Below are 26,897 nucleotides of genomic sequence, written 5' to 3'. Positions count from 1 at the left end.
ATTTCACGGCGGGCCCACAGCTGGCCCCCCTCAACGCCACTCGATCGAAGGAACCCGCACATGGACCCGCGCCAGGAGCTGGTCGACTACCTCACCCGCCAGCTCGTCGGCCCCGCCGGCGGTGAGGACGAGGTACTCGACGCACCGCCGGACCGGCAGTACCTGATGGGCACGCTCTACCCGCAACAGGCGGATCGTCAGCGCCGGCTCGACCTCGCCGCCGACGACCCCGAGGCACCTGGTGCCGAGCAGGACGCCCCCGACGTGGACCCGGCCCCCGACCCCGTGCCCGAGACCAACAGCTGGCTGCCCGCGTCCCTCGGCATCAGTTTCTACACCGATGCCATAGACGTCGAGGTGAGCTGCGCCGCCGCCCGCTACGAGACACGGCGGAACGCACCCGGACGCGGGCGGCGCTGGCAGCGCATCCCTCTCAGGCCCGAGACACACACGATCGGCCCCGACCGTGAGGAGGTGCCGGTCCTCGACGACCGCGCGAAGATCCAGCTGACCCGCCGCTCCTACGGCGCGGGCACCCTCATCACCGTGGCCCTGGTCAACGAAAAACGCCACGACCCTGCCGACGACAAGGCGCCGGACTGGGACGACATGCTGTTCCAGTGCCGGCTCAGCGTCCGCCCCGCCGATGGCGCCGTGCTGCCCTATCCCAGCGTCCGGCTCGCCAGCCGCGATCCCGAGGAACGCGAACTGCGCCTCCAGTACCGGCACGTGGTCACCCATGCCGTCGGCCACGGCTGCGCCGTCCGCGAAGACCACGGCGAGGACGGTGGTGTCGAACGCCTCGCCTGCGAAGCCCTGCCACGCGCCGAGGTACCCGCCATCCGGGCCGGCGGCCCGCTCGACGCCCCCGCGCTCACCATCTCCCACCTCGCTGAACCGGCCGTCGGTAGAAATCAACTCCGCGAAGAGCTCACCGAGTTCGCCGCCGCGTACCACGCCTGGTACGTGGGCCAGCGTTCCGTCGAGGTACCGCCATGGGGCCGGGAAGCCGCGGAGCGGATCCTCGACCGGGTCCGCCAAGCGGTCACCCGCATCGAGGCCGGCGTGCGCACCCTGTGCGACCCCGACCGGCCCGAACTCCTCGACGCTTTCCGCATCGCCCAGCGCGCCATGCTGCTGCAGATGCGGCACTCCGCCCCCGACCAGGCCGGTCAGCGGCGCCACCGCGCGGACCCCGTGGCCCTCGACCCGCCCGTCGACCCCAAGGCCACCTGGCGCCCCTTCCAGCTCGCCTTCTTCCTCCTCGCCCTCGACGGTGTCGCCGACCCCGGACACCGCGACCGGGATACCACCGACCTGATCTGGTTCCCCACCGGCGGCGGCAAGACCGAGGCGTATCTGCTCCTGGCCGCCTTCACCATCGCCCTGCGCCGGATCCGCGGCGAAGGCGGCGGGACCACCGTGCTCAGCCGCTACACCCTCAGTCTGCTCACCACCCAGCAGTTCCAGCGCGCCGCCACCACGATCTGTGCTCTGGAGCACCTTCGCCGCGCCGAACCCGGGCTCGGCCTCGGTGGCGAGCCCATCACCATCGGCCTGTGGGTCGGCGACACCACCACCCCGAACAAGTTTCAGGCGGCCAAGGACGCCTTCGATGAGCAGCGCGAGGCCAGCCACCCCGAGGACGTCTTCATTCTCGACCGCTGCCCGTGGTGCGGCACCCGCATCCTGCCGCCGACCCGGTCCAGCGTCCGCTCCGACTACGGAGTCCGCGCCGAAACGGACGAGTTCACCTTCTACTGCACCCGTGATGAGTGCGCCTTCCACGACGTCCTGCCCGTCGCCGTCGTCGACCAGCACCTCTACGAGGATCCGCCCACCTTCGTCCTGGGCACCGTCGACAAGTTCGCCCGGCTCGCCTGGGAGCCCGACTCCGGCTGCCTCTTCGGCGCGGGCACCGGCCACCGGCCCCCGTCCCTGATCATTCAGGACGAGTTGCACCTGCTCACCGGACCGCTCGGCACCACAGTCGGCCTCTACGAGGCGGCCATCCTGGAGCTGTGCACCGGCCCGGGCGGCCGCCCGCCCAAGATCGTTGCCGCCACGGCCACCATCCGGCGCTCCGCCGAACAGGTCCGAGCCCTGCACCACCAGGACGTCCAGCTCTTCCCGCCGTCCGGGCTCGACGCCCGCGACAGCTTCTTCGCCGTCCCCGACACCGGCCGCCCCGGCCGCCTCTACCTCGGTGTCATGGCGCAGGGTCACACCGCGGGCCGCGGCGCCGTCGCCACCACGGCGGCCATGCTCCAGGGCGTCCACCAGCTTCCCGAGGAACACCGCGACGACTACTGGACGCTTGTCGGCTACCACCACAGCCTGCGCGAACTCGGCCGTACCGTCACCGCGGCCGGCGACGACATCCCCGCCCAGCTCTGCGGCCTCGACGAGGGTGCGGGCACGCGCGAGCTGGTCGGCGAGCAGGTACAACAACTCGACAGCAGCGTGAAGCGCGCCGATCAGCCCGTCCTCCTCGACCGCCTTGAAAAGCCCTGGACGGACCCCCGGTCGGTGTCGTTCCTGCCGTGCACCAACATGCTCTCCGTCGGCGTCGACGTGAAGCGGCTCGCGTACATGCTCATGCAGGGCCAGCCCAAGACCACCGCCGAGTACATCCAGGCCACCAGCCGCGTCGGCCGCCACCACGTGCCCGGACTCGTCGTCACCTACTTCAACGCCACGCGCCCGCGCGACCGGTCCCACTACGAGACCTTCATGGACTACCACCGGGCGCTCTACCGCTACGTCGAACCAGCCAGCATCACGCCCTGGTCGCTGCCCGCGCGCCGCCGCGCCCTGCACGCCGCGCTCGTCATCCTGGTCCGCCACCGGCTCGGTCTGGCCACCGAGAACCGGGCCGGACGGATCACCGACCACAAAGAAGAGGCAGGGCGGATCGCCGACGCCCTCGCCGAGCGTGCCGCGACCGCCGAGTGCGGCGCCACGGGAGCCCACGCCGAAGCCGTACGCGCCGACGTACGAGCGGAACTCGGCTACCTCCTGGACGACTGGTACCGGCAGGCCGACACCGCCGCCGCCGAGGGCAAGGACCTCTACTACCGCAGCCAGGGCAAGGGCCAGCACAACCTGCTCAAGGCCTTCGAGCAACGTTACGGCCTGTGGGAGACCCTCAACTCCATGCGCAGCGTCGACCGCGAGTGCCAGATCACCGTGACGGGAGCCGGAAAGTGAAGCGCAAACTCCGGGTCCGCCAGGCGCAGACCGTGCTGCCATTCGGCGTGGGCGCGGTACTCGACGTCCAGGGCGAGTCGTTCGTCGCCGCCGGCATCGAGAACTGGCCGGTGCTGAAGACCCCCGTCCCCTCCGAACGGCTCGCTGCCCGCCTCGGCGTGATGGGTTTCTTCGCGGCGCCCCACACCCTCAACGACCGCTACGACAAGCCCGACCGCCCCGGCGTCCCCTATGTGCGCTTCCCTGGCTGGCTGTTCTGCGGCTCCTGCCGGGCCATGGTCCGTTTCCTGCGCGAGAACGAGAAGCCCGGCGAGCCGCCCGTCTGCACCTCCTGCGCTGCCGCACCCCGTCTCACCCCGATGCGGTTCGTCCGCATCTGCCCGGACGGACACCTCGACGACGTCGACTGGTGGTACTGGGCCCACTCCAAGCTCGCGCCCGAACTGCGGGACTCGTGCTCCGAGTCGAAGCAGGCCTGGAAGGCACGTCGGCTCAGCTTCCGCGTCGCCGACCGCGCCTCCGGACTCGAAGCGCTCTCAGTTCGCTGTGGAGCGACCGGGCTCGGCGGCAAGCCGTGCGGCTCCGAACGTGACCTGCTCGACGTGCTCGGCCCCCAGGGCGGACAGTGCTCGGGCCGCAACCCCTGGCAGCGCTGGGACGCGAGGGGTTCCTGCGGCCAGCAGGTGCACATCGTGCAGCGCACCGCCGGCAACGTCTACTACCCGGTCGTCTACTCGGCTCTCGACATCCCCCGGACCACCGAAGCCCCGCGTGCGGAGCAGGACATGGCGGAGGCCATCCTGGGCCACGGCTACTGGCCGATCCTGCTCGAAGCCCTCGGCACGCCCAGGGCCGACACCTTCCGCGGCATGATCAAGGAGGACACCGAGGCCCCCGACAGCCTCATCGATCAGCTTGTCGCGGAGGCCACGGGCGCTCCCGCACCCCTGTCTGCAGACCAGCCGGAGCCTGGAAAGTCCGGAAAGATCGACCTGAGTCGCGACGAGTGGTACGCCTTCGATGCGATCCGGCTCCCGGAGCCCACCACGGAGTTCGCGATTCGTCGCGGCGGACTCGGCCTCGACGGCGAGAAGGAGGAGCCCTGGGCCACTCTCGACGCGCACATCGACGGCGTCGTCCTCGTCGATCGCCTCCGCGAGGTCCGTGCCCTGACCGGCTTCCGCCGCCACTCGCCAGGCGGCACCCTCGTTTCCGCCGATACCAGCGGCCGCCTGCGCTGGCTCCCCGCGACCGAGGTCTACGGCGAGGGCATCGTCCTCACCCTCGACGAACAGCGCCTGACCGTCTGGGAGAACGACCCCCGCGTGCAGGCCCACGTCCACGAAATCCGTACGGACCTCGACGCGTCGTTCCGCAAGGAACAACTCGCCGAGACGACCGGCAGCGAACTCTCGCCCCGCTTCCTGCTCCTGCACACCGTCGCCCACCTGCTCATCCGCCAGCTGTCCTTCGAATCCGGCTACACCACCGCCAGCCTGCGCGAGCGCGTGTACGGCCGCCCCGAGTACGGCCAGCGCGCACTGCTGATCTATACGGCCGCCGGTGATGCGGAAGGCACCCTCGGCGGTCTGGTCCGGCAGGGCGAAGCGCCGCACTTCGCCGAGACGCTCATCCGGATGCTTGAGGCGGCTGCCTGGTGCTCCGCCGACCCGCTGTGCGCCGAGCACACCGGCCAGGGCTTCGGCAACCTCAACCGGGCCGCCTGCCACGCCTGCACACTGCTGCCCGAGACCAGCTGCCAGACCGGCAACACCCTCCTCGACCGCGCGCTGGTCGTCGGCTCCGCCCGCGTCCCCGGCTACTTCACCGACGTCCTCACCGCAAGCCGCGAACAAGCGGCCACCACCGCCCTGGGATGACACCCGTGACCATCGCGACCACCCCCGTCCTCCACCCCGACCTCACCCCCGCCCAGCGCGACTGCCTGGACACGCTGCCGCTGACTGGCAACCACGTCGTCAGCGGCCCGCCCGGCAGCGGCAAGAGCCTGCTCGCCGCGCACCGCGCCGTCCACCTCGCCCTCACCGGCCGCCCCACCTTCCTGATCTCGCGCTCCAACCTGTTGCGCCAGCTCCTGCGCGACAGCCTCGCGGGTCTCGCAGTCCCCAGGGCACCTGTCGAGGCATCCACCGCCCACCTCTGGGTCTACAGCCGATTCGGACGTGACGTACCGCGGACGGAGGACAGCTGGTTCGACTGGCCAGCTCTCATGCACCAGGCCGCCGGCGCTGTCGGAGAACACGACGCCGCCACTCCCCACCTCGTCGTCGACGAGGGCCAGGACCTGCCGCCGGGCTTCTACCGAATGGCCCGCCTTGCCGCCGCCTCCGTGACAGTCTTCGCCGATGAGTGTCAGCGCCTCACCGAAACGAACTCCACCCTCAACGAGATCACCGATGCCCTCGGCCGCTCCACCGGACGCCTCGAGATTCTCGGCAACCACCGCAACACCCGCGAGATCGCTTCCCTCGCCGAACACTTCCGCACCGGCGGCACCCGTCCCGACGTCCCCTTCCGCAGCGGTGCCCTGCCCACGGTTCGTCACTACTCGGGCATCAAGGACCTCGCCGACGACATCACCACCCTGGTGGCCCGGCACCCGCGGGACCGCATCGGCGTCATGGTCAACTCATTGCGCACGGCGTCGGACCTGATGCGCCGCCTGGAGCGGTCCGGCCTCGCCCACGAACCCCAGCTCTACAGCTCGGCGGCCCCTTCCGGACGCTACCGCGACCTCGACCTCGCCCGCCCCGGTGTCGTCCTCCTCCACCGTGCCAGTGCCAAGGGGCTCGACTTCGACACCGTCGTCATCGCCGACGCGGAGTCCGACTCAGGCATCGACCCCACGTCGGCCGCCCTCCGCATGGCCTACTACGTCATGATCACCCGCGCGCGTCAGCGGCTGGTGCTGGGCTGGCAGGGGAGCCGGTTGCCGCGCCACCTGGAGGGGTTGCACGGGTGGGTGCAAACGCGGTGATGGCGCGACACCTCGCTGTCAGCCGCACCCACGTCGCTCCCGGCGCCCTCGAGGCGCTCGCGCTCCGAGAGGACCACAACCCGATGAGCAAGGCCGATGACGTCGAGAGCCTGGTCCAGCAGGCTCTCGACAAGACACTGGCCGCCCAGGAGTCCCGGGCGAGGAAGAACGTCGAGCGCCTGCGACGAGTCCACCCCAGCGACACACCACAGGAGCTGATCCGGCGGTTGGAACGCTCCTACCTTGCCAGCATCGCTGTGTCCGGCGCAGTGTCCGGCGTGGCAGTTACCATGCCCGGCGTCGGAATCCCAGCGGCTCCGGCTCACGTCATGGCCTTCACCGAAGCGTCAGTGTTCTACCTGCTGTCGCTGGCCGAGATCCATGGCCTGCATTCCGAGGAGTTCGAGCAACGCAGGCGCCTGGTCACGACCGTGGTCCTCGGCGGCGCAGCAGTGCGCAAACTGGAAAAAGTCGTCGAGCACATCGGCCCCTATTGGGCACGGCGCATCGTCGGTTCGATCCCCATGAGCGCGATCAACCAGGCCAACAAGGCGCTGCGTCCGCAGTTCATCACCAAGTATGGGACCAAGCGAGGGGTCCTGGTACTGAGCGAACAGGTGCCACTTGGCGTCGGCGCCGCGCTCGGCGCCGGCGGTAGCCTTGTCCTCGGGGGAGCAACGATCACGTACGCACGAATCGTCTTCGGACAGCCGCCGTCGAGCTGGGCCGGCGCTGATCGTGGGGACGAGGTGCCCTCCGGGTCCCGGCTCGGGGGTTCGACCCAGTAGTCGCGTCACCGCCTCGCTGATCCCGGCATCGTCGATGTTCAAGCCCGTGGATATTCATGATTGGTTGCCTGGAAAACAACCAACATCACGAAGATCCACGGGCTCCTTGCGTCCGGGCCACCCGCACCCAGAGCCCTCACGCGCGGTAACCGGCCATCGGGCCGTCACCGCCACACCCCATCGAGTTCGAAGACCCAGGATCCGAACCTCAGGAAGATGCGTCGCCTGCTCGGTGAGTCGGACCGGACTCGTGAGACCCGGCCCACCCAGGAACTGCTGCGCGGCGACCAGCGTCAGGCCGTGTTCGCCGGGGCGGAGCGCGTCGGGAGCCCCGTATCCGCTGCGGCGCCGCCTCCCACCAGCGATGCCGGACGCATGGACGCGACGACCACCGCCCCCCGCGCCGAGGTGCTGCGGGACCGCTACCGCAGCCGGCTGCCCGAGCACCTGCAGGAGCTGGCCGGCCCTATGGGGGGCACGGTCGACCTGCCGCTGCACATCGCCTGGTCCGGGCGGACGAGCTGCAGCCTGAACCGCCCGAAGTCCCGCATGACGCTCTACCGGACCGTCCTCGCGGAGGGCCTGTGCGAAGATCTGGCGACCTTCCTCCATCACCGGCTGCTGGCCGAGCAGTGGCCCGTTCTGCGCCGCCTGATCAGCCCCTACATCCGTGAGGTCTGGGAGGACGCCTTCCCCGAGCTACCGCGCACCGCTCCGGCCGACGCGACCGCCGCGTGAAACTCACCCGCTCCACAAGCGTCTCCTCGCCGACATCCTCGACCTCGGCTCCCCTTACCCTCTGGTCCTCACCCGCGGATACGCCGTGCAAGCTCACGGCCTGGTCGAACGCTTCAGCCGCGACCTCGACGTCGCCACCGAGACCCCCGCCCCAATGGACAAGATCGTCGCCCCCCTCACAGCCGGCTTCAACGCGCGCGGCTGGCGGACCACGCATGTCCAGACCGACCCGCTCAGCGGCCGGTTCCTCGTCACCGACCCGGACACCGGCGAGGAGTGCGAGGTCGACGTCCTCAAGGAGGCGTTCTGTGCCCCGCCCGCCCAGACTCCCTTCGGCCCAGTCCTCTCCCTCGACGACGTGATCGGCACCAAGGTCCGCGCCCTCGCCGACCGGCGGCACCGTCCGCGACCTCATCGACGTCCCGGCCGCCTCCAGCCACCGCTCCACAGCCGACCTCGAATCCCTCGGCCGCCACCGCGCCCACGACGAGTTCAGACTCGAGGACCTCCGCGACCGGCTCATTGGTGCGGACAGGCACGAGGACGAGGACTACGCCGCGTACGGGCTCACTGCCCGGCAGATCGAGGAGCTCAAGGCGTGGGCGCTGGAGTGGGCGGAAGACCTGGGGGCGCGGATCCACGACGACAACGCCTGACAGTGGCTACGGGACGGTGCTCCAGTGGCTGGCTCGCGGGCTGCGCGCATAGGTGGGGACGACGTGATGCTCCTCGGGACGTGTGGTGCGGGACCGAACGGCCCCCGCACCACACCGGATCCCGCATCCTGTCACCGCCTGGACGGGCAGTACGCTCCCGGCAGCGGACGGAGTGCTCAGATCCGCGAACTGGCGCCCTGCCCTGTTCGACGAGGCGTCCGAGGCGTTACATGTTGACATCGTCAAAACGACTCAGGGTCGTGACGGACCCATGTCCCGGTCGGCGGCGGAGTCGATTCAACGCAGGCAGTGCGTCGTTGCGACGACATCGTTCGACTTTACGTCCATCCGATATTTACTCCTAGGTGATATCGGGCCATGTCGTTCAGTGCTGCGGTTTCATCTGGATTTCGAAATGGTGCCGCTGGTAGGTGATCGCGGGCTAGAGGGCCGACCCCATTCACGACGTCGTCGTATGCCGATGAGATGGCAGAACCGATGAGTAGGTCAGTGGCCTCGTCGAGAGTAAGGCGATTGGCAGGCCAGCCGTACACTCCGTCGTTGATGACTTTCAGAGGTGGGAAGAACCACCATGGGTAGTCCGGAGCCTCTGCGTCCAGCAGGCGATATCCGTCAATGTCGATCAACAAGGAGCCGAAGTGGGATATTGATCTGACATCCGCGCGTCGCTCTCTGTGAAGTCGATCGGCTGAGAGGAGTGGGATGCCCATCATCCTTCGCGCAAAGGGGCGTCTGGGGTCCGCGACGTCACGCAGGTCTGAGTCCTCCGTCAGCTGGCAATCGATCGACCCCACGCGGACATCACTCCCTCGAGTGACCGTGCTGAAGAAGTCGCTGACGTGGTCAATCGTGGGCCGTGCATTGACTGCCTCTGAATGCCTATAGGCGCGACGCTCTGCCATTTCTGCCGCAGCGAAGAGGAATCGATATGGCGGGTAGAGTTCGCGCCAGTCAATGGTGCGTACGCCCTTGTGCAGGCCAGGTACTGGAGGGTTCAAGGCGAAGTCGATAAGAGTCAGAACTTCAGAATGAGAGAGGCTTCGGCCTGCCATGGATTCTGCGAGGCGGTAGGGTTTACCGTATTCTCCTCTCCTGTTTATGTCCCACATTCTCCGGAGTCCTCGATCCATGATTTCTGGATAAGGTCCGCGGAAGAGGTATCCCTCGTCCAGTAGGCCCGCGCACTCAAGGAGGAGTCGCGTTGTGATCGGCTCGTCGCCTCCAAGGAGGGGTTCGAAACTATGCACGTGAGCATAGTCTTCATTCCTCAGAGGCAACATACCCCTTCCGGCCCATTGCCTCCAGGTCGTGTGCAAAGCCAAGGTTAGCGAGTCCTGCATTGCTTCCTGGCTTATTTTGGACCAGTTGAGAGGCTCGAAGCCAAGGAGGATTGAGTAGGTACGATGCAGAGACAGCCATGTGAGGCAGTGGTCAGCTGTTTCGCTTCCGAGTGAATAGGCACTCGCCTTCCGATTCCAAGCGAAGAGGGGAATGCCATCGTTGCGGTGCTTCTCGAAAACGGCTCTGTCGTTACTGTCGAGGTTACGGATCGAATAGTCGGCCAGAGAGTCTCGGGCAGCACGTAGAAACGTGAGAAGCACGCCAATGGTAGAGCCATGGAATCGGGCCCAGTGGCTCGTCTCGTGCGCATGGACCAAGTTCCACGACATGAGCGACGTGACTAGATCGTTGGGATTGTCGCGCATATTGTCGTGGAATAGGAGATGGCTTCTTAGATTTAATTGAGCGCCAGTTGTGCTGTGCAGGACCGGAGAGCTCATCGGGAATCCTGTTCTCTGCTGTAGCTACTCATCATTCTCGTGTTCGATTGGATCGACGGATTCTACAGAGCCGCGGTCACGGGCTCGGTCAATGAGAGCTCGGATCGCGTCGTACAGGCCATTGGTAGCAACTCCTGCCGCTACCGAGATGGCGATGTCCGCCAACTGCCCGTGATGCAGTGAATCGCTCTGCGTCTCTCGGTGTGTGACCTCGGCCGTGCAATGCTGGCTCAGTTCTGGGGATTCCCGGATCTCTTCCGCCAAGAGTTGCAGGTTGGCCGCCCCTCCGCGGTACATCAGCTTGATCATGAGAGGAGCATACGAGGCGTGCGGATGGCGAGTCGGAGGATCGCGAAAGCCGGCGGACGGGCACTGTGGGGCAAAGCTGCCCATCTGGTGCGTCTTCGCAGCGCAGCCTCAGCTGTGACGGGTGACCTTCTGGCATGCCCGCCCCAACCTCCATCTTCACGCGCATTCGAAACCGCGGTGTTCCGGGTTCTGATCGAGTCCGGATGTGGCGCGCCAGGCGAGGTCATTGCCCATCGGGTGAGGTGGCTGGTTGTTGCGGGGCGCTCCTTCAGGACGGACTGCCCGGTTCCGCCCGCACGGTCTGCCGCTGGCGAATAGGGAAGCGTCTCCCAGTGGTCGGCGACCGCGGCGACGAGCGCGAGGCCGCGCCCGCTGGTGTGGAGGGACGCGTCCGACAGGGGGCTCAGGGCGCTCGCGGGACGGGTCTGCGGCCATCTGTCTCCGCGCGCGTCGGTGACCTCGACGCGAAGGAGACCGGGGGAGGCGTCGCAGACGAGGGTCAGTCGAAAGCTACGACCGGGCAGGCTGCCGTGGAGTACGGCGTTCGCCGCAAGCTCCGCGACGACGATTTCGGCACGCTCCGTGAGGGCCTGCGGGGCGCCCCAGGACTGGAGTTGTCTCATGGTTAGCAGGCTGGCGAGCCGAGCGCCGCGCCGTGTGGAGGAGAGCAGCTGCGTGAAGGTGTGCAGGGAGGTGGCGAGTTGCGGAGCGAGTTACTTCATGGCGCGCCAGCGTGGCGCCCGTGAAGGCTGCGAGCTCCGGACCCCGTACGCAGAGTCAGCGTAGGGGCGCAGAAAGTGGACAATATGCGGGCCCTCCCGTCACGCTGTGTGCTGAACGTGTGCGGGCGCGAGCGGCTGGAGAGAGGGGCGCCGGATGGACAACGTCGAAGGGGAGGCGGCCACGGGCGTGGGCGCCCAGGCGGTTCCAGCGGGGGAGTGGGAGCGCGAACCCCATCCGTCGGACAGTCTGCGGACGTTCGGCGCGGTCGTCCAGGCCCTGCGGGAGCACGCGGGGCTCAGCCGGAGTGAGTTCGCCGACATCGTGCGGTACTCCAAGCACACGGTGGAGTCAGTGGAGTTGGGCCGCCGGATGCCGGACGAGGCCTTCGCGGAGCGCAGGGAGGGGGCGACCGGAATCACCGGGGCGCTGCGCAAGGCCGCTCCCCATCTCACCCGAGGCGAGGCGGGGCTTGCGGCCTGGTTCCGCCGGTGGGCTCGGCTGGAGCGCGATGCGGTGAGTCTGTGTACGTACGAGTGCCGACTGGTGTCGGGGTTGTTGCAGTCGGAGGCGTATGCGCGGGCGGTGTTCGAGGGCACGATCCCGCTGCGGACCGACGAGGAGCTGGCGGCGCGCTGCTCACCGCGCGGATGGACCGTCAACGGATCATGCGGGAACGGCCTACCGTGGCGTTCAGCTTCATCCTGGAGGAGCATGTGTTCCGGCGGCGGTTCGGGGACGCGGAGGCGATGCGCGAGCTGTTCGACCATGTCCTTGAGCGCACCGCTCTGCGTAATGTGACGCTTCAAGTGGTGCCGCTTGAGGCGGGCTGCACCCGTGCCTGGATGGGCCGGTGCGGATCGTGGAGACCTCTGCGGGACAGCGGCTCGGCTACTCCGAAGGGCAAGAGAACGGCCGGTTGAACTCGGACCGGAGAGCTATGAGCGGCAGTGCGACGGAACTCACCTGGTTCAAGTCCAGCTACAGCGGCAGCCAGGGCGATGACTGCGTCGAGATAGCATCGCAGAACAGGCTGTTCATGTACAGGATTCCAGGGACGTGAGCCGCCCGGCCTTCATTGCCGGCCGTGAGGGCTGGGCACCGTTCGTGCGGTTCGCGTTCGGGCGTTGAGAGACACACCGCGTAGGCGCTGTCGAAGCCATCAGCCTCGGCAACGCCCCTCTACATTGCGACGGTCTCCTGGCCGTGGCCGTGCTCGTGGGTAGAGGCGTACGGCGATGTCAGTCAGCCTCGATGGCAGCGAACTCGAAGATCCGAAATGACGGCCTTCTCACGTGCGTTAACATCGCCATCCACCGCGGCCACCTGTTCGGCCACGTCAAGGAGGTCGCTCAGATCCCCTGGCTCGGCGTCCAGGCGTTGCCACACCTCGGCGGGGTCGATGTCGACAAGGCGAGCGAGTCTTTTGTCGACGACCTGATGCTGCTCCCGGACCAGCCTCACCAGATGGCGCATCAACAGTGCCTCATCGTCGTCGATCTTGCGGTTCGCCCTGATGACGAGCCACGCGACCCACAGCATCGACTGCGGGTGCCGACTCCGCTTGCTCAGTCCTTCGGCGACTTCGATCACCCGAGCCTCGTTCCGGAAGACGGCTTGCGCGTGCCGCCCCGCGACCAGCGTCGTATAGCGGTTCAGCACCACCGCGAGGGGCACGCCGACCACAGGGATGCCGATCTTGATGACGTTGCGCTGCAGGAGGTACTTCCCGACGAAGGGGAGCCCCTTCGCGGCAGTCAGTACGCCCTTGGAGTAGAAGCGCTTGATCACCGGCCGTACGACGACCGGAACCGCCTTGACCACACCTTCCCGGACCACTTCCCCGCTCTTGATCGTGAAGGCCACTCGTATGAGCTTCCACAGGTCATCGGGGTCGGACAGGTCGAGCGGGACCTGGTAGAGGACTGCGATGTCGTGAGCCAGACGGAGCTGGAGCCGGGTGGTGAACGCGACATCGACCATCAGCGTCGCGACGGCGGCCGGGACGGTGGCCGGCGAGGCCCCGCCGAGGGTCCCGATGGTGGAGGCGACGGCCGCGGTGTAGGCCCCGGCGGAGATCCCGCCTTCGAGCGCGGCGTACCGGGCCGCCATCTTGATCCGCTGGTCGACGATGCCATCCGGGGGTACGCCCTCATACCGCTCCTGGAAGTACTGCCAGTCGACCTTCGCGGTGTAGGAACTCATGGCTTGGGCACAGAGCTTGGTGAACCAGTTGCCCGACTTGATGTCGTCCGCGCTCAGGCCTTTGACGAACTCGCGAATTTCAGAACGCTCTTGCTCGACAGCCTCCCGGTCGGCATCGGTATCGGCGTCGCCATCACCAGCGTCGATCACGGCTTCGGTCATGGTGGGTTCTCCCAGGTTCGTATCCGTCGGGGCGGCGGTCTCTGTGCGGGCGACGTGTCGTGTGGAGGCGTGCGGCGGGGGCGTCACCGTAGTTCGGAGTGACGACGCAGTGCCATGCGCCAGTGCATGAACAGAGCCTCGGCTGGGGGCGCGATCCGGTCTAGATTGAAAAGGATCTGCTGGTAGAGCGGATGCGGCCGGTCGCCTCCGTGCGCGGTGACCAGGGCGGACAGCGGAGGCCTGTCGTCCGGCGTCTCACGGTCTACCTCGACCAAGACGGCGATCTTGTCGTCCGGGTCGAGGGCTGCGAGGGGAGCCCCGATCCGCAGGGCCAGTTCGCCCCACGTCGTCGTACGCCCTTCGCGCGCGGCCTGCCGCAGCGCGACGCGGACGGCGATGGCATGGCCGCGTATCTGTGACAGCGTGAGGCGCTCGGTCATCCGCTCCAAGTGCCGCTGCCAGCCCGCGATGTCGCCACGTTCCTCTGCCGCCAGATCGTCTCCGACCTGTTCAGCGAGTTCCTCGGCACTCCGGAGAGCGCGGCGCAACTGGTCCGGATAGAGGTCGTCTCCGTCGCGGTTGATTGTGTCAATGAGCACTGCCAGGCGCTCCCAGGTCTCATACAACTCGTTGGCGCGCTGGTCCACCAACCAGTCAGTATGGTCCCGCAGGGTCTCGTGGGCATCCGTCGACGGCGCTGCCCGTTCTGCCAGGAACAGGTTCTGTTCGAAGGTGTCGAGGTCGCCGGCCTGCCGTGCTTCGTGAGCAACGTCAAGCAAAGCGTCGAAGACGGCGCGGCGTCGGGCGTCGGCGGAATCGGACCGCTTCCCTCTGACGCGGCCCGGTGGCTTGCGGTGGGCTTCCTGATGGGGAAGGGACGGCGGGTTCGCCTGGCTGCTTCTGCTGTAGGCCGCGTGGACGCGGCCACGCTCGCGGTTCCAGATGTTGAGCAACTCGGTGTTGGAGAACCTCTTCGTCCAGCCGAGTCCGTGCAGTATCTCTTTGAAGAACGGGGCTGGGCCGCCGTCTCGCCCCTTGATGAGGGCTGACAGAACGGGCTTGCCCGGTGTCCGGGGCCGTTCGACCCGGAGGAGGAGCTCCCGCCACCGGTCCACGGAGAGTGTGTGGCCGTGGAGCGACGCTCCCTTGCACAAGGTTGCCATCGTAACGACGCTCTTGCTCCGCGCGGCGTTCTCCAGCGTCCTGCGGAAGGAGGCGACGAGGTCGGCGTCAGGAGGAAGTGACTGCTCCTCGGGCGACGGAGTATGCGTGTCGGCGGGCGGCCCGGCGCTGTCCGTGGACCGGTCGGCAGTGTCGGTCTGGATGCGCTGCAGTGCGCCGGCCTCGATCAGCCATGTGCCATCACTGTCGAGGGAGAGAACGGCGTCCATGGGCAGGTACGTGTGGTGAATGTCGGGCGAATCCGCACGGGCAGGGAGCGACAGGCGGGCGTTGACGCGTATGGAGACATCGAACCAGCGAAGGGTTTCGGTGGCGTGAGACAGCGCGGCGTCGGTGATGAGGACGGAGGCCGGGGTGAGCGGCAGGCTGGACGGGGGAGGCGCGGGTTCCGCGGGGGCTGCATGGCGCGGAACTATGCCACTCGGTGTAGGCAGGAGACTCGGGGTGACGATGCCTTCGGGGGCGAGCGTGCACTCCGAGAGTGAGGTCCACTCCACGGGTCTGTCCGGGAACTGGGTGCCGATTTCCACGATTCGGATCGCCCCGAGTGATCGGCACTGCACACGAAGGGCGTACCCCTGCCGCTCGACTTGCCAGTTGGCCAGGAGACTGTCAGGCCCGAAGAACCAGTTGAGTTCCGAGTGCCGGACTCGAAGCTCCGCGTCGGCCTCCTCCCACTCCCGCTTCGACCTCCGGGCGAGCTGGACGCGTATGAGCCGGCGTCCAGCCTCGTACGACACGTCGACGACATCGCGGACCTGGTGCCCCTTGGGCTTATAGACGGGCTGCACTGCCCGCTGCCCCTGCTGCTTCAGCCAGTCGGCGACGGCCCGCCCGATGTAGAGGTGATCGGCGCTGTCCTCACCGGTCTCCGTGCGGCGGCAGTGCACGGGCGGCCGGTGCGCGAAGTGGCACTTCTTGTCCGTGTACCGCCTCGGGGACAGCTTCCTGCCACAGCCGCCGAGCAGGACGCCGCAGTAGAAGTCGTCGCGCGTCCGACCCCGCATGAACCGGTCGAAGTCGTCATGGTCGCACGGCAGGAACACCGGCCAGTCCGACTCGGCCCGGCCGATGACTGCGGTCTGGACCTTGCGCGTGTCTTCTTCCTCTGCGTACGGCACTGGGCTCCTGGTGACGGGGTGGTGGGTTAGTCAGCCGCTCAGTCTCAGCTGCTCTTGCTGAAGCCGGGGAGAGCGCGGAACGGGACGCCTCGCCTGGCGAGGAACGTCGCAATCATCGCCAGGTGGTCGTCATCCAGCGCAAACGCGAGGAGACGGCGGGCGCGTGTCGCGGCTACGTACAGGACCCGAAGGGCCTCGCCGGTCTCTCCGGGCATCACGCGGTCAGGGCCTGCCACCCAGGCTTTGACGAGGTCTGTCGAACGGCTGTCCTCCGGGGTGGCAGCCGGGATGACGACCAGCACCGCGTCTGCCTGATCGCCTTTCACTCCATGAACGGTACTGGCCCGCCCGATGGAGACGTCGGGAGACGAGGGCGCTCCGAAACCCACGATCTGCCATGCTGCTTTGCCATGCTTCTTGCAAGGATAGGCGCGCTGCACCTGGGGCACGATACCGAGCAGGCCGGCCTTTGCCGTGAGGACACGGTGTGCCGCCCGACTCCATTCGGCTGCCGGCATGTCCAGCGGAGGTAGGGCGCGAAGGACTGACTGCTCGGCTACGTGCAGTTCCAGTGGACTGAGTCCTTGATGAGCAAGGTTGACAGGCTCAGGGGTGTCGGGCTGACCGTACCAGTGCCGCAGAACGGCTTCGCGTAGCACCTTGTGGGCGCGTTCCTGGTGCCTGGTCGACGCACCTGGTGAACGCAGGACGGCTGTAGCCCAAATGAGTCGGCCCAGCTGGTCCGAGGGGGGAACTCGTGTTCCGGTGAGGCCTTTGGGCAGTGTCGAGTTACCGTGAGCGACCACAAGGCTTTGACCTTGAGGGATGGCGAGTTGCTCTGCCGCCGCACCGAAGTCTCCCAGCCACTCGACGTCCTTCCGGGCTGTGGTGGGCAGGAGCAAGATCGGTGTTGCCTCGGTGTAGTAGGGGCCTACCGCGGTGTCGCAAGGAGCGTTGGACGTGCGCAACGTGTGCGCGAGTTCGCAAATAACCTGTGTGCTACGCCAGTTATGCGTCAGCCGGTGATCTGGAGCCGTACTGCTGAGCGGCTTGGGTACAGCAGTCGTGAGCGAGACCAAGTTCCTGAAACCGTAGATGCTTTGGTCCGGGTCGCCGACAAGTAGCAGGGGTATGTCGAGTTCACGCAGCATGTCGACGATCCGCAAGTCCTCATCGGAGCAGTCCTGGGACTCGTCGATGACGACTTCACGGAAGCGGGTGAGCAGTACCCGCGCGATGCGCTTGCGGCGCTCGGCATCGGACAGGAGGTGAAGAGCCATGTCGCGCAGCTGGTCCCCCGACAGGTAGCCCTGACTCCACAGGCGCTGCATCGCAGACGCTGCCCAAATAGTCAGCTTCTGCCGCCCGTCCTCGTCCCGCCGGAACCGGTGTGGGAGCCGGCGGATGATCGGTTGCGGGTCCGAGATGCGAACGACGCCTCCGCCGTACGAGAAGCTGAAGTCGTCCAGAGACGCACCGTCCCTGCGAGCCTGCGGGTGATCGCTCCACTCCTCCAAGCGCTGCCATATCTTGCCGGGCTTGGGCAGCAGGTAGGGGCGGAGAAGATGCCGCCAAACGAACGCGTCGAAAGTGCCTATGAAGTGGGGGAACTGGGCAAGCTCAGGGCGTCCTTCATCAACGCACCGCTTCCTGATCTCGCGGCCCGCGACCTTGGTGAAGGAGACCAGCGCGCGGCCCTGACGCGGCCCAGTCGGGCTGGTCAGATGACGTTCGACGATGGTACGGGTCTTTCCCGCGCCAGGGCACGCCTCGGCGCGGACGATGCGACCGGGGCTGGTTTCCATGTTCACCAATGCGCGTTGAGCAGCGCCGGCTTCAGCGCGCAGAACGGCGATGGTGTCGGTGGCGGCGCTGGGATCACGAGGGGTCATGACACCTCCCCAGTGACCCACATGAGAGCGTCCTTCAGGTACTGGGGCACCGCCATCGGGGTGGCCTCGCGCGGCCGCTCAGCAGCCACTGCCAGAATGTCCTGTGCGAGGTCGCCCTTGCGGATCAGTTTCCGCCCGTTGAACAACTCGGCCAGGGCCTTGGCCTGCTGGCCAGGCGAGCCGGCACCCACGGCCTTCCAGTGCTCTTCCCAAGCGATCGGCTTCTGCCGCTTCCAGGCATCCAGCACGATCTCGCGGTTGGGGCCGCCCGCACGCAGGAGTTCCGGCTCCAGCGTGAACTCGTTGCGGAAGACACGGGCCAGATTGTCAGAGGCCGTCGCTGCAATCATCTGCTCGAGCTCCGAGATGCGCTTCTCTGCGGCCTTCGCGGCTCCTGTCCCGGCATCACCGTCAGTGATGACAGCGACGCGTCGGGCTATGCGGAACTGGCTCGCGCTGTCGACGGTCAAGAGGGTGCGGATGTACGGCATGAAGTCAACGCCGTCGATCGGAACGAGCGCGGTGCCGAGGAACCGTTGAAGCTGTTCCCGGCTGAGTGTGAGTCGTGCGAATTCAGGAAGGAGCAGGGCTTCGGCCAGACCTTCGACGAGGAGAACGCGTTGTCCGAACAGGAATGTGTTGCGCGTGGCGGTGAGATAGCTACGGAGCTTGATGTGGTCGTCCTTGCCCAGCGACAACCTGTCGACCGCGACGGCGGTGGTTTCGTACGAGGTGCTACGCGTAGCCCCTTCGACGGCAGCAGCACTGGGACGCTTTGGCCTGCGCTGAAGTACAACGAGATTCTTGGGCGCGACCGCGGTGGCGACGTGGGGTGAATGCGTGGTGACAATCACCTGGATCTGGCCGCGCCACGGGCTCTTGGAGTCCGCTTGGCGCCTGCTCTCCTGGGCTTCCTCCACGAGGTAGTTGAGGAGGATGGACTGAAGTTGCGGATGCAGGTGTGCTTCCGGTTCTTCGACCAGGAGAAGGGTGAGGTCGGCTTCCGCCGCATCTTGGAGCTGCGTCAGCACTGTGGCCATGAACAGCAAGTTCGCGTATCCGAGCCCTGATTCGGCCAGGTCGCGGGGGTCGAGTCCGGCCTGCTCCATGCGCAGGCGCAACCCCCGTGCGATGGAACTGACGGAGGCGTCGGCGAACCCCAGGTCGACCGACTGAGGTAGAGCTCCCTCAGTGAGCCGGGCGAGACGGTTGCCGACGGAGTCCAGGGCATCGGGCAGCGGCGAGATCTTGCCGACCTGCTCGAACTGCTTGCCGACCTTGCGGAGGAATTCCTTGCGGTCCGCGTCGTCCTTGAGCAGTCTCTCGACGACAAGCTGGATGCGGCCACCGCTGCTGGATGCAAGTTCGCGCTGGGCATCCCGCAGCGGGGGCAGGTACAGGTGACGGATTCCCTCCCGGGCTCTGGGCTCGGGGTCGAGGTCGGCGGTCGCACCCTCACCTGCCCGCCACGACAGGGTGGCGCGCCGGAAGCCCTCCGGCGGGGGAGTGATAGTGAGGTGGTAGCTCGCCGTTTCTCCGTCCCGGTCGAAGGCTTGACTGAACATGTCCAGATCGCCGGGTGATCTCGATCTGTACCGGGCGGACAACTCGATGGTGCTGCGGCACCCTTCAGCATGCCCGTCATCGGGGCAACCGTCTCGGTGGAGGTCGTCGCGGTCCGGGTAGAGGCCGCTGCCCTTGCCATCGAGGGGAGGCGTCAGCAAGCGGATGGCGTCCATCACGTTGGACTTGCCGGCGTTGTTCTCGCCGACGATGACCGTAACGTCGGGCTGGAAGGAGACTGTGGTGTCGGCGGCTGAGCGGAATCCTTGCAGACGGAGCTGATCGAGGTACATGGATGGGTCTCCGGTGCGGGTGAGGCGTGGTACGCACGAGCAGAGATGCGCCGCTTCTGGCCCCTGCTGGGTTGGCAGGGGCCAGGGCGCTGGAAAGAGCAGGCCTTCGACCTGACGTGGTCAGGCGGAATGGCGGGGGCCCTGCCCGGGGGGCGGGGTGAGGGTGGAGCGGTAGGTGCCGGATTCGCCCTCGGTGAGCGGGGTCTCCAAGGTGAGGCCTGAGGTGGCCATGCGGTCGTACTCGGCGAGGACGAGGCGCTTGGTGCGGTACTCGCCGAACTTGGCGATCTCGTTGTTTTTGAGGCCGCCCGACTCAGACTGGAAGGACTCCAGGATGTAGTCGGTGTCCTCGCGGGAGGTGCCGTAAAGGCGGAAGAAGTACGCGTCCAGCTCGGCGCGCAGTTGGGTACGGCGCTCCTCGTCCCACTGGAACGGTTCGCCGTCGTCGCCCAGGTCGCGGGCCAGCGGAGTCATGTCGTAGGCGGTGTAGACGAGTTCTGAGACGCGGGGGAGGAGGAAGGGGAGATGGGGTTTGAGGTCTGTGGGGGTGGGGACGGGTAGCTGCTTCCAGATGAAGAGCTTCATGTGGGCGTCGCTGATCTTCTGACGGCTCACGAAGTCGAACACCAGGGAGGACTGAGTGGCGATCAGGGCTGCGACCAGTGGGGGTGCGACATGAGGCAGCATGAGGGGGTAGGTGTGCAGTGTGGCCACGCGAGGGATGAAGGCTGGAATAGAGGTGCGTTCGTTAGTGGAGGCGGTTACATCGCACCAGCCGCAAAGCCAGTCTCGGTTCCAGCGCGCTTCCCGAAGGCGGATGTCGACTCCGGGTACGGCCACCCTCTTGCCATTACGCTCTGTCGGGATCTTTCCAGCATCCTGAACCCAAATGAGAGGCAGGGCCTGTCGCGTGGGGTCCTGTAGCTCGTCGCGAGACAGGTAACGCGGTTGGTTCTGCCGATTCACTGCTGTCAGGCTCTTGGTGACGTCGGCGGCTCGGTGGTTGAAGAAATCGACCATCTTGGCTTCGTATAGGGGAAGCATTCGTTCCTCCCCACGTACGAAAGTACTTCCGTGAAGCTGCCAGTCCTCCTCTTCGAGCTCGGCGCGCGTTCGGAGGATGTCTCTGTCATTGGCGCTGCGGAAGATGTACTTGAAATCGATGTTCCACGGGTTGCCGCTTCGTGCTTTCTCGTTCTGCAGTACGGGAAAGCGTCGGTAGATTGACGATGTGATATCCGCTTCCCGCTGGGTGCGGAACACCGGGAGAGTGCCCGTGTTGGGGCTCATGCGAGCGAGGTCGTCCGGGGCCAACGCGAGGACTCGGTTCGGGTCGTTGACGTCAGTGGTGTCAGACAGGAAGAAGCCGACGCGGGTGGCCTCCCCCTGCACGTCCCGGCCGGTGAGTGAGAGTAGACAGAACTTGTAGCGGGAGTCCACGCTCTCGAACCACTTGCCGCCCTTGGGCTGTGCGGGCGACTTGGGGCGACGGTTCTCGAAGTCGTACAACGATGCCAGTGCTCCGCTGCGCACGAAGTGGCCGAACAGGAACTGTCCTCCTGCATGCGTTGCGATGGCAGTTGGGATGATAGATCCGAAGCGACCGGATGGGCTGCACACGGATGAAAAGAGCTCCGTGAACAGTTGGTCTGTCTGGAGTTTGGTGACGCCCCCGGCAGTGAGCCCTTGCGCGCAGAGCGGGAAGACGTCAGAGTTCGCCGCGAACGTGAATGTGGATTTCAGTGTCCGGCGCGCGACTCGGTATCGCTCTGCTTCCTTGGGATTTTCCTGGAGCCATTCGGAGATCCCCTTGCGCATGGCGGCACCTGCCAGCTCGGCGATCGATGGTTCCACGACACTGAAGTACTTCTTGTCCTCGAACTCGGAACGATCCCACGGTGGGTTTCCCACCACGCACGAGAACCCGCCGGCCCATCCCGTCGCCGGGTTGACCGCGCTGGTCTTCGCCGACGCGTCGAAGTCCTCCGGGACTGCGAAAATCTCGGGGAACTCCAGGTGCCAGTGGAAGAAGATGTACTGGTCCCGCAGACGCACGATCTCGTCGTGCGTTGACTGCGGCGCCGCGTCGCCCTCGGGGTCCTCTAGAGCCCGAAACACCTTGTCCGTGATGGCTGGTGGCGCGTCCTCACGCTTAATCCAGACGAACGCCGCGCACCACGCGTCCGCGAGGTGCAGGGCACGAAGGTACTCGGCCGACGTGGCCCAGTCGCGGTAAGCCGCCTCCTTGCGGCGGACGTCAGCGAGACTGTTGTCCGGGGCCGCGGTGATCCGGCGGAGGCCGTGCGCGAAGGAGGAGTTGGCGACCTTCGTCTCCGACTCGATCTCGAACAGTCCGCCCTGGCCCTCGCGTTCGAGGGCGTTGCGGTTGAGTAGCGACCGCGCCCACGCCTCGTCGTCACCCTCCGTCTTCTTGAACGCCCTGTCTGGGATGCCGTCCCGCATCAGCGCAGGGGTCGCGCCGATCAGACCGTTGCCGTGCTTGATGCGTGCGTCCAGGAAGCTGAGCGGCTTGCCCGGCTCCATCGCCTCCAGCCACAGCGACACCCTGGCCAGCTCCACCGCCATCGGGTTGAGGTCCACGCCGTACACGCAGCGCGTGACCACCTCGTGGAGGGCGTGGCGCACGGCTCCGGCCGTGGGCTCGGGGTTGCGCTCGCGGACGGCAGCGACGCGCTTGGCGATGCGGCGGGCCGCCGCGACCAGGAAGTGGCCCGACCCGCAGGCGGGGTCGCAAACCGTAAGGGAGAGCAGTTCCTCGACGATAGTGCTGGAAGGGTCCGGGCGGCCGTTGGCGCTCGCATGCCGCTCCCCACGCTTGACGGCGTCGTCTATCACCGGATTGAGTGTCGAGTCGAGCAGAGTCTCGGTGAGCGGGGTCGGAGTGTAGTAACTTCCGGTCTTCTTGCGGTCGTTGCCGATGCGGTCGACCAGTTCGAAGGTGCGGTCGGCGGCGCTGTGCTTCGGGACCAGCTCCAGCAGCGCCTCGTACACCGAGCCGAGTTCCTCAGCACCCATGTGCAGGTAGTCGACGGGACGCCATCGGGCCGAGCCCACGTCGCGTACGCGGGCCAGGTGCTTGACCGCCTCGAAGAGATGGCGGTTGGCCAGCCGCGCACCGCGCAGGGGCTCGTCGGCGAGGGTGTCGTTGAAGAGGCCTCCGAGCCCCTTCAGACCCAGCTCGGGGCGGCCCTCCTCGGAGCCCAGCGCCTCGATCAGCAGCTCCAGGGCACGGTACTGGTCGTCGTGGGCGGTGCCCAGGCGGCGCAGGGCATGGCGGCGGAGGCGAGCGGTAGAGAAGTAGCGGGTGAAGCGGTCGCGGGTCAGTTCGTCGGCTGCAGGATCCAGCAGGGCGCCCCGGTCCTCAGCAACGAAGAGGAAGATCATGCGGTAGACGAGCCGCAGCAGCGCTGTCTGGAAGGCGTGGACGTCCAGGTGTTCGCGGAGCTTGTCGTTGCGCGGGTGGCTCAGGAATCCGGTGCCGAGCACGGTGAGGGCCGCCTGGACGCCGTCGCGGAAGTGGTCGAGCGCCCGGCTGCCGGACTCGATGGCGACCGTTCGCCACTTCTCCAGCCAGCACCCCGAAGCAGCCGCCCCCTCCGCCACCGTGAACCGGGAGGCGTGCAGCACGCAGTACAGCAGCACGAACTCGCTGAACAGCTCGCCGTCGAAGATGGCTTCCAGGTCGAACTCGACGTAGGCGGCGGTGGCGAAGGACGAGGAGTCGCGCAGCAGGCGCAGGCGGCGGCCGTTGGTGAGGACTGCCCACAGGTGGGCCTCGGTGCGGTTGAGGCAGTCCTGCAGCATGGACTGGGCCGGGACATGGCCGGCGGCCGGGCGCTTGTCCAGCTCCTGGTTCCAGGGGATGCGGTGGACCAGGGCAGGGCCGTGGCGGTGGGATACCGGGAAGCGCTTCTCAGCGTCCGAGTCGGCAGGGATGCCCGCCGCGCCGACCTCCGTCAGCGCGCCGAAGTCCAGCTTGCGGAAGAGCTGGGCGAGCCAGTCGGTTCCGGCCCGGCCAGTGGGGTCGGCGGCGGGTGCGCCGGTGGCGGGGTCGGAGGGCAGGGCGGCGCGCAGGTCGCGCCAGAGCGGCTTGAGGTACTCCCAGGCGCGCTCGGCCTCGTCGCGCACGGGTACCGAGGCGGGCAGTCCGTAGTCGGCGGGCTTGGTACCCGGCAGGTTCCGCGCCTCGGCGATGCGCAGCAGCATGTCGGCGGGGAGCAGGCCGCCGACCGTGGTGACGGCGGTGAAGGCCAGGACGGTGCGGGTGGCGGTGGACATCAGGCTTCGGCTCCCGACGAGATGGAAACGGGCTGCTGCGGCAGATAGACGTACACACCGAGGACGTCGGCGGGTTCCTGCGGGACGACCTTCAGGCCGCGGACGATCTCCTCGTTGGCCTTGCGGACCCGGCGGTGCGAGGCATCGAGTTCGGCGGCCAGGCTCTTGCCGTACTCGGTGAGGTGCGCGGACAGGTCCGGCAGGCCGTCCAGGGTGCGGGTGATGTGGTTGCGGGCCGACTGCTCGTGTGTGTTGGTGGTGGCGCGGGCTGCGAGGAGGGCAGTGGCCGCGTCGGCGTCCAGCCAACGGGCCCGTGACGGCATGCCCTCGTAGGCGAGCAGACGGGCGTCCTCGGCGACCACCTGTCGCTCGCCTGTGCGGGACGGCAGGGTGAGGTGGAAGCGATAGCGGACCAGGAGGAGCGTGGTGCGGGTGGTGACTGCGTCCGTGGTGACCACACCGCAGCGGCGGGCCGGGCGGGGGCCGAGAGCGTCCACGTCCAACGCCGAGTCCAGGACGTACGAGGCGATGGCCCCGATCGCCGGGTCGGTGCGGACCAGCGCGGCCTCGCCGCGGGCGATCGCCGGAGTGCTGCGGAACGGGATCTCGCGGTCCTGCTCGACGAGCCGGTTGCCGAGCGTGGCGGCGAGCGCGTCCCGCAGGCCGGCCGGGGTGCCACCGACCTGGGCGGTGAAGTCGCCGCTGGCGTCGCGCGGGTCGCGGACCAGCGCGTCCAGGTCGCGCAGCGCCTCGAGGGCGAAGTCGCGGACCTCTTCGGCGCCGCCGAGCGCGGCCCGTACGGCGGCGACCTCGCGGGCCACCTCCTCCGGGTGGATGGCGCGCTGGGCGTACTTGGAGCGGGAGGTCTTCTCCCGCTCGGCGGCCGAGTTCCACTCGTGTTCGATGCGCTCGAAGGACTCTTGGTGGGTGTCCATTTCGAACAGGCTTTCCTGGCTGCCCTGCCGGCCGTGTAGCAGCAGCCACTCCACGACGGCATCGGTGACGCCGGAGGCGGTCTCGTCGGGGACGGAGACGGAGATACCCAGGTCCTTCTTGATCTGCCGGTGCTTCTTGAACAGCACCTCCAGGACCTTGCCGTCGATGCCGTTGTCCTCGCCGTACATGGTGATGACACGGACCTGGTCGCGCTTCTGGCCGTAGCGGTCGACGCGGCCCTCGCGCTGGTCGTGGCGGGTCGGGTTCCAGGCCAGGTCGTAGTGGACGACTGCGTCGAAGTGGTGCTGGAGATTGACGCCCTCGGAGAGGCAGTCGGTGGCGATCAGCACGCGGCGGACGGCCGGGTCGCCGCCCTCTTCGGCGGCCTCAGCGGCGAGCTGCTCGATGCGTTCCAGGCGCTGCTGCGGGGAGAGGGTGCCGGTCACAGCGGCGATCTTCGTCTTCTTGCCGAGCTTGCCTTCGAGCTGCTCGGCCAGGTACTCGGCCGTGGGGATGTAGCGGCAGAAGACGATCGGGTGGTAGCCCTCGGCGATCAGGTTCTTCAGATGGCGGGTGAGCGCCTTCAGTTTCGCGTCCTCGGCCGGGCCGACGAGCTGCGCGGCCCGCTCGGCGAGTTCCAGCAGTCGGGCACCGGCATCCTCCGCCTCGGCGGCACCCGGCGCGACGTCCATGCCTTCCAGCCGGTCGTTGTCCGCGGAGTCGGCTGCCACCGGGGCGCCCAGGACGTCCGCTTCGTGCGCCGTGCGGGCGGCGGCGGACTCGGAGCGGGTCTTCAGGGTCTGCGCGGCGGCCGCCGGCGAGGACACCATCGAGCGAAGCAGCGCGATCACCGACCACCAGGCGATGCGGGCCTCCCGCTTGCCCTGCTCGCCGGCCGCCTCGACGCGGTCCCTGGCGTAGGCGATGGCGTCGTCGAGCAGAGCCCGGTAGGCCGGGGTCAGCTTGTACGGCTCGTCCTTCGTCCAGCGGTCGGAGGGGAAGGCAGTCCGCTCGGCCAGGGAGTCGTCGGCGAGGCCGTCCTCCTTGGTGAGGTAGTCACGGACATCGGCGCGCTTGCGGGCCACGAAGTGTTCGGCGAGCTTCGCCCGCCCCGCCGGGGCTTCCAGGTTCACTGTCGCCAGTTCGGGGCGCACCAGGCCAAGCAGATTACGGAACGCCGACTCCTTGCCGGAGTGCGGCGTCGCGGTCAGCAGCAGCAGGTGACGGTCGGCGTCGGCGGAGATCCTCCGCAGCAGCTCGTAGCGGAGCTGGCTAGAGGAGGACGACGCGGCACCCTGAGCGGTGTCATCTGCGGCCACACATGTGTGGGCCTCGTCGACGATTACTAGGTCGGGGCAGTGCCGTACGAAGTCCTCACGGTGACGGGTCGACTTGATGAAGTCCGTCGAGATGATCGTGAACGGGTGCTTGTCGAACAGGGACTGGCCCAGCTCCAGACCGCGCTCCAGGCGCGACACCGTGGAGGCCAGCACCAGCTCGGCGTCGATGCCGAACTTCTCCCGCAGCTCGCCCTGCCACTGCTCGGCCAGCGCCGGGGAGCACAGCACGGCCAGCCGGGTCGCCTCGCCCTGCGCGAGGAGCTCCTTGGCGATCAGACCCGCCTCGACCGTCTTGCCGATACCGACATCGTCCGAGATCAGCAGCCGCACATTGCGCTGCCGCAACGCCATCAGCAGCGGCACCAGCTGGTAAGCGCGGGGTTCCACAGCGATCGACGCCAGGGAGCGGAACGGGCCAGCACCCGACCGGAACCCGATGCGCAGTGCCGTGCGCAGCAGGCCGGCGGCGCGCTGGTCGCCCAGGTCGGCCGGGCTCGGCGCCGCGAACTCGGCGGGGCGTACGTCCTCGAAGGCCGGGAAGACGGCCGCGACATCGTCCTCGCTACCACCCAGCGGGCGCAGCACCAGCATGTCGGGGGCGCTCTCGGGCAGGACCACCCATTCCCGGCCGCGGGCGGCGACCAAGGAGCCGGCTGTGTACGTGAGGCTCATGAGATGTCTCA

General features: G+C 67.5%; 14 protein-coding genes and 3 pseudogenes. 8 read left to right on the top strand and 9 right to left on the bottom strand.

The features are described 5' to 3' along the window. The first annotated feature begins 60 nt into the window (after positions 1 to 60). The 6 genes and pseudogenes from ACFWEE_RS06555 (at position 61) to ACFWEE_RS06530 (ending at position 8,390) form a co-directional block, all read left to right on the top strand. Positions 61 to 3,210, top strand: a complete 3,150-nt coding sequence (locus ACFWEE_RS06555) for a helicase-related protein (protein WP_386886936.1) — start codon at positions 61 to 63, stop codon at positions 3,208 to 3,210. Beyond that, the gene (gene drmB / locus ACFWEE_RS06550; protein WP_386886934.1) at positions 3,207 to 5,090 is read left to right on the top strand and encodes a DrmB family protein; all 1,884 of its coding nucleotides are present in this window, start codon (positions 3,207 to 3,209) and stop codon (positions 5,088 to 5,090) included. The genes ACFWEE_RS06555 and drmB overlap by 4 nt, the downstream gene beginning before the upstream one ends. Then, positions 5,087 to 6,208: a hypothetical protein gene (locus ACFWEE_RS06545; protein WP_386886932.1), complete on the top strand. Its 1,122-nt coding sequence runs from the start codon at positions 5,087 to 5,089 to the stop codon at positions 6,206 to 6,208. The genes drmB and ACFWEE_RS06545 overlap by 4 nt, the downstream gene beginning before the upstream one ends. An 83-nt stretch (positions 6,209 to 6,291) precedes the next feature. Then, positions 6,292 to 6,996 (top strand): hypothetical protein, encoded by a 705-nt coding sequence (locus ACFWEE_RS06540; protein WP_386886930.1) that lies wholly within the window; start codon positions 6,292 to 6,294, stop codon positions 6,994 to 6,996. A 375-nt stretch (positions 6,997 to 7,371) separates the two neighbouring features. Further along, on the top strand, positions 7,372 to 7,734 hold the full coding sequence (locus tag ACFWEE_RS06535; protein ID WP_386887015.1) for a hypothetical protein: 363 nt from the start codon (positions 7,372 to 7,374) through the stop codon (positions 7,732 to 7,734). A gap of 34 nt (positions 7,735 to 7,768) precedes the next feature. Further along, positions 7,769 to 8,390, top strand: a pseudogene (locus tag ACFWEE_RS06530) (nucleotidyl transferase AbiEii/AbiGii toxin family protein). Positions 8,391 to 8,728: 338 nt separating this feature from the next. On the opposite strand, the gene ACFWEE_RS06525 reads toward ACFWEE_RS06530, so the two are convergent. The 3 genes from ACFWEE_RS06525 to ACFWEE_RS06515 all read right to left on the bottom strand — a co-directional run bounded on the left by ACFWEE_RS06525 (position 8,729) and on the right by ACFWEE_RS06515 (position 11,124). After that, complete coding sequence (locus tag ACFWEE_RS06525; protein WP_386886928.1) at positions 8,729 to 9,658, bottom strand: hypothetical protein; 930 nt, start codon at positions 9,656 to 9,658, stop codon at positions 8,729 to 8,731. A gap of 558 nt (positions 9,659 to 10,216) precedes the next feature. Continuing rightward, positions 10,217 to 10,501: a hypothetical protein gene (locus ACFWEE_RS06520; RefSeq protein WP_210764228.1), complete on the bottom strand. Its 285-nt coding sequence runs from the start codon at positions 10,499 to 10,501 to the stop codon at positions 10,217 to 10,219. Next, positions 10,498 to 11,124 carry an ATP-binding protein gene (locus tag ACFWEE_RS06515; RefSeq protein WP_386886926.1) on the bottom strand — a complete coding sequence of 209 codons (627 nt, stop codon included), beginning with the start codon at positions 11,122 to 11,124 and terminating at the stop codon, positions 10,498 to 10,500. Before ACFWEE_RS06515 ends, ACFWEE_RS06520 begins: the two co-directional genes overlap by 4 nt. 253 nt (positions 11,125 to 11,377) lie before the next feature. On the opposite strand from ACFWEE_RS06515, the pseudogene ACFWEE_RS06510 reads away from it, so the two are divergent. Next, positions 11,378 to 12,167, top strand: a pseudogene (locus ACFWEE_RS06510) (Scr1 family TA system antitoxin-like transcriptional regulator); the annotation flags it as partial. Next, positions 12,162 to 12,352: pseudogene (locus tag ACFWEE_RS06505) on the top strand (DUF397 domain-containing protein). The pseudogenes ACFWEE_RS06510 and ACFWEE_RS06505, both read left to right, overlap by 6 nt. Before the next feature lie 114 nt (positions 12,353 to 12,466). Here the strand turns inward: ACFWEE_RS06505 and ACFWEE_RS06500 are convergent. From ACFWEE_RS06500 to ACFWEE_RS06475, 6 genes are all read right to left on the bottom strand, one after another. After that, positions 12,467 to 13,588 carry a hypothetical protein gene (locus ACFWEE_RS06500; RefSeq protein ID WP_386886924.1) on the bottom strand — a complete coding sequence of 374 codons (1,122 nt, stop codon included), beginning with the start codon at positions 13,586 to 13,588 and terminating at the stop codon, positions 12,467 to 12,469. An 83-nt stretch (positions 13,589 to 13,671) separates the two neighbouring features. Beyond that, positions 13,672 to 15,891 (bottom strand): competence protein CoiA family protein, encoded by a 2,220-nt coding sequence (locus ACFWEE_RS06495; protein WP_386886923.1) that lies wholly within the window; start codon positions 15,889 to 15,891, stop codon positions 13,672 to 13,674. Between the two features lie 44 nt (positions 15,892 to 15,935). Further along, positions 15,936 to 17,783 carry a UvrD-helicase domain-containing protein gene (locus ACFWEE_RS06490; RefSeq protein ID WP_386886921.1) on the bottom strand — a complete coding sequence of 616 codons (1,848 nt, stop codon included), beginning with the start codon at positions 17,781 to 17,783 and terminating at the stop codon, positions 15,936 to 15,938. After that, positions 17,780 to 19,639: an ATP-dependent endonuclease gene (locus ACFWEE_RS06485; RefSeq protein ID WP_386886920.1), complete on the bottom strand. Its 1,860-nt coding sequence runs from the start codon at positions 19,637 to 19,639 to the stop codon at positions 17,780 to 17,782. Before ACFWEE_RS06485 ends, ACFWEE_RS06490 begins: the two co-directional genes overlap by 4 nt. A 120-nt stretch (positions 19,640 to 19,759) precedes the next feature. Then, positions 19,760 to 23,938, bottom strand: a complete 4,179-nt coding sequence (locus tag ACFWEE_RS06480) for an Eco57I restriction-modification methylase domain-containing protein (RefSeq protein ID WP_386886918.1) — start codon at positions 23,936 to 23,938, stop codon at positions 19,760 to 19,762. Then, positions 23,938 to 26,886: a DEAD/DEAH box helicase gene (locus ACFWEE_RS06475; protein ID WP_386886917.1), complete on the bottom strand. Its 2,949-nt coding sequence runs from the start codon at positions 26,884 to 26,886 to the stop codon at positions 23,938 to 23,940. Before ACFWEE_RS06475 ends, ACFWEE_RS06480 begins: the two co-directional genes overlap by 1 nt. Positions 26,887 to 26,897 lie beyond the last annotated feature (11 nt).

This window comes from Streptomyces sp. NPDC060184 (genome assembly GCF_042728795.1).
Lineage (GTDB): Bacteria > Actinomycetota > Actinomycetes > Streptomycetales > Streptomycetaceae > Streptomyces.
The sequence above is the reverse complement of the archived record's forward strand: the minus strand, read 5'-3'. Positions and strand labels throughout refer to the sequence as shown.

Bases quoted from the DNA above. Each gene is read 5' to 3' on its own strand.
- ACFWEE_RS06555 (WP_386886936.1), top strand. From the start codon at position 61: ATGGACCCGCGCCAGGAGCTGGTCGACTACCTCACCCGCCAGCTCGTC.
- ACFWEE_RS06545 (WP_386886932.1), top strand. From the start codon at position 5,087: ATGACACCCGTGACCATCGCGACCACCCCCGTCCTCCACCCCGACCTC.
- ACFWEE_RS06540 (WP_386886930.1), top strand. From the start codon at position 6,292: ATGAGCAAGGCCGATGACGTCGAGAGCCTGGTCCAGCAGGCTCTCGAC.
- ACFWEE_RS06535 (WP_386887015.1), top strand. From the start codon at position 7,372: ATGGACGCGACGACCACCGCCCCCCGCGCCGAGGTGCTGCGGGACCGC.
- ACFWEE_RS06520 (WP_210764228.1), bottom strand. From the start codon at position 10,501: ATGATCAAGCTGATGTACCGCGGAGGGGCGGCCAACCTGCAACTCTTG.
- ACFWEE_RS06515 (WP_386886926.1), bottom strand. From the start codon at position 11,124: ATGAGACAACTCCAGTCCTGGGGCGCCCCGCAGGCCCTCACGGAGCGT.
- ACFWEE_RS06500 (WP_386886924.1), bottom strand. From the start codon at position 13,588: ATGACCGAAGCCGTGATCGACGCTGGTGATGGCGACGCCGATACCGAT.
- ACFWEE_RS06490 (WP_386886921.1), bottom strand. From the start codon at position 17,783: ATGACCCCTCGTGATCCCAGCGCCGCCACCGACACCATCGCCGTTCTG.
- ACFWEE_RS06485 (WP_386886920.1), bottom strand. From the start codon at position 19,639: ATGTACCTCGATCAGCTCCGTCTGCAAGGATTCCGCTCAGCCGCCGAC.
- ACFWEE_RS06480 (WP_386886918.1), bottom strand. From the start codon at position 23,938: ATGTCCACCGCCACCCGCACCGTCCTGGCCTTCACCGCCGTCACCACG.
- ACFWEE_RS06475 (WP_386886917.1), bottom strand. From the start codon at position 26,886: ATGAGCCTCACGTACACAGCCGGCTCCTTGGTCGCCGCCCGCGGCCGG.